General features: G+C 71.3%; 3 protein-coding genes. 2 read left to right on the forward strand and 1 reads right to left on the reverse strand.

Annotated features, from left to right (window positions below; translation table 11 throughout):
- Positions 1–1555 (reverse strand): GAF domain-containing protein (locus tag OOZ63_RS28700; protein ID WP_266009274.1); only part of this gene is annotated, 1555 nt, incomplete at its 3' end.
- A 287-nt stretch (positions 1556–1842) separates the two neighbouring features.
- Here OOZ63_RS28700 and OOZ63_RS28705 point away from each other — a divergent pair.
- The gene (locus tag OOZ63_RS28705) at positions 1843–2634 is read left to right on the forward strand and encodes an SDR family oxidoreductase (protein ID WP_266009276.1); all 792 of its coding nucleotides are present in this window, start codon (positions 1843–1845) and stop codon (positions 2632–2634) included.
- Between the two features lie 27 nt (positions 2635–2661).
- On the forward strand, positions 2662–3314 hold a 653-nt coding region (locus OOZ63_RS28710), incomplete at its 3' end, for an ABC transporter substrate-binding protein (RefSeq protein ID WP_266009278.1).

Raw genomic sequence — 3314 nt, forward strand, 5'->3', positions numbered from 1 at the left:
CCCCCGGCAGGGCGATCGGGCTGCTCATCGGGCGCGACAGCACGCCGCGATGGCCGCCACCGGCCTCGCGGCGCGCCCAGCCGGCCACCACCAGGCGCATATCCTCCGCGCGCGGCGTGGCGCACAGCGCGACAAGCAGACCGTCGATGTCCTCGACCAGGCAGCGCTCCAGCGCGGCCATCTGGCGCAGCCGGCGCGCGGCATAGGCGCTGCCCGGCGCGTCCAGCTCGAGCAGCATCAGGGACAGCGGCTGGCCCAGGTCCAGGCCGAAGCGCTCCGCGCGGTCGGCCAGCTCGCCGGGCTCGTCCTGGCGCGGCGACAGCAGGGCGCGCAGCAGAGCCGCCGTGTCGCGGCTCTGCGCGGCCTCGCGCCGCTCCTGCGAGAGCAGCACGATGCCGATCACGCTGGAGCTGCGCTCGAAGGTGCGTACCGCCAGCTCCGACAGCGTGCCGGCATGGAACAGGGCCAGCGCGCCCAGCATGCCGTCGCCGCCGATCACCGGCATCACGCGGCAGCATTCGCCGCCGGCCTCGTACGCGGGCACCGAGCGGCCGATCTGGCGCGCCCGGCTCAGCGCCCGGGCCAGCTCGGCACTGCGCTCGCCATGCGGCGCATAGGCGGCCGCGCCGGCGCCGCCGTAGCCGGCCGCCGCGCCGCGGCTCAGCACCTGGGCGGCCTCGTCCAGCACCAGCACGCTGCCGCCCAGGCGCTGGGCCACGGACTGGCACAGCGTGGCCAGCGAGGCGCCGCGCGCCAGCAGCGAGGTCATTTCCTCGTGAGCATCGGCGGCGGCCTGCACGTCGCGCGCATGGTGCTCCAGCGCGGCGCGCGCCTCGTCGGCCTGACGCAGCGCGGCGCTGACCCGGCCGAAGTCGCGCGCGTTCTTCAGCGCCACCGCGCCATGCGTGGCCAGGGTGCTGAGGATGGCCAGGTTGTGCGCCGTGTGCATTCGCGGGTAGCGGTCCGCCACGAAAAGCAGGCCGATGACCTCGTCCTCCCAGATCAGCGGCACGCCGGCCAGTGCGGTGATGCCCTCGTCGCGGAAGGTGCCGTCCAGCCCGGCGTCGTGGTTGAAGCGCTTGTCGTTCAGGTAGTCGGGCGTCGTGAAGGGCTGGCGGGTCGACATCACGATGCTCACCACGCCGCGGTCCCGGTTCACCACCATCGCGGTGGTGCTGGGCGCCAGCGAACCCTCGGCGACCACGACCCGGAACAGGCCCTGCTCGGCGTCGAGGATGGACAGCCAGGCCAGGTCGGCGCCCAGCAGGGTGCGGGCGCGCCGCACGATGGTGCGCAGCAGCCCGTCCAGTTCCAGCCGGCTGGACAGATCCTGGGCCGATTCGACCACCGCCAGCAGGCCCTGCTCGCGCTGCTGCAGCAGCTCCAGCCGGTTGCGCACCGCCATGGCCATGCGCACCTGCTCGACCAGCGAGGCCTTGGCGGGCGATTCGGGCAGGCCGTCGGCGGCCGCCAGGCGCAGGGCGAATTCCTCGGCCGAGGCGCCTTGATGCAGCAGGGCGACCAACTCGCCGGCCATCTGTTCGGCAGTCTCCATGAAACGCTTCGGGGTCTGGATGTCGACCCGAGGTTAGCAGACCCCCCCGCACCGGCCCGCCCCGTCGAGTGGTATCAGATGACATATCCAGCCATGTTCTTGTGTGATCCGCGCACACAAGCCCGTCATGGCGGGACCGGGCGGCCGCCGCGGCCTGCTCCGGCGCTGAAGCCGTGCGCCGCACCGTGGCCCGATCACAGTAGAAGCGCGGGTTTTGTGTGCACCGGCCACATAGGGCCGGCCGGGGCGAGTGCGCAGACTGGCGGCACGTTTTCTCGCCCAGTGCCATGCCTCTTCACGACACCCTCCGCCCCCAGCCGGACCTGCGCGTGCTAGTCACCGCCGGCGCCAACGGCATCGGCGCGGCCATCGCCCGCGCCTTCCATGGAGCCGGCGCGCGCGTCCACATCTGCGACGTCGACCGCAGCGCCCTCGACCGCCTGGTCGCCGCCACGCCCGGCATCACCGGCAGCATGGCCGACGCCTCGGTCGCGGCCGATGCCGACACCGTCTTCGACGATGTGCAGAGCCACCTCGGCGGCCTGGACGTGCTGATCAACAACGTCGGCATAGCCGGCCCCACCGGTGCCATCGAGGACCTCGATACCAGCGGCTGGGAGCGCACCGTCTCGGTCAACCTCAACAGCCAGTTCTATTTCGCGCGCCGCGCCGTGCCGCTGCTCAAGGCCTCTGGCCGCAACCCCTGCCTGATCTCGATGGGCTCGGTCGCCGGGCGTCTGGGCTACGCCTTCCGCACGCCCTATGCCGTGACCAAATGGGCCGTGGTCGGCCTGACCAAGTCGCTGGCCATCGAGCTCGGCCCGCAGGGCGTGCGCGTCAACGCCATCCTGCCCGGCGTGGTCGAGGGCGAGCGCATGGACGGCGTGATCGCGGCCCGCGCGGCGGCGCTGGGCATCGGCGTCGACGCGATGCGCCAGCAGTACCTCGACAAGATTTCCCTGCGCCGCATGGTCACGGCCGATGACGTGGCCGCGACCGCGATGTTCCTGTGCTCGCCGGCGGCGCGCAACGTGACCGGACAGGTCATCAGCGTGGACGGCAACGTCGAGTACCTCTGACCCCATACCAACAACCGGAGACAAGCCATGACTGCATCCCATCGCCTCGCTGCCCTGCCCGCGGCCCTGCTGATCGCCACCGCCGCCCAGGCCGCGCCGGTCAAGATCGGCCTGCTGGAGACCCTCTCGGGCCCGCAGGCCTCCACCGGCCAAACCTTCCGCGCCGGCGTGCGCTACGCCATCGACAAGATGAACGCCGCCGGCGGCTGGAACGGCGAGCCGGTGCAGCTGGTCGAGTACGACAACCAGGGCGGCCCGGCCGGCGCTTCTGACAAGCTCAAGGCCGCGATCGCGAACGGCGTGCAGATCGTCGTGCAGGGCGCCTCCTCGGCCATTGCCGGCCAGATCACCGAGGACGTGCGCAAGCACAACCTGCGCAACCCGGGCAAGGAGCTGGTCTTCATCAACATCGGCGCCGAGGCGCTGGAGCTGACCGGCGAGAAGTGCAACTTCCACCATTTCCGCCTCACCGGCAACGCCCAGGTGCGCACCAAGGTGCTGGTGCAGGGCATGAAGCAGGCCAAGGCGCTGGGCGCCAAGGTCTACTCGATCAACCAGAACTACTCCTGGGGCCAGGACATGGAGAAGGCCATCGTGGACAACGCCGCAGCCGGCGGCTACACGGTGGTCGAGAAGACCCTGCACGACGTCAACAAGATCCAGGACTTCGCGCCCTATAT

Source organism: Paucibacter sp. PLA-PC-4 (assembly GCF_026241155.1).
Classification (GTDB): domain Bacteria; phylum Pseudomonadota; class Gammaproteobacteria; order Burkholderiales; family Burkholderiaceae_C; genus Roseateles_E.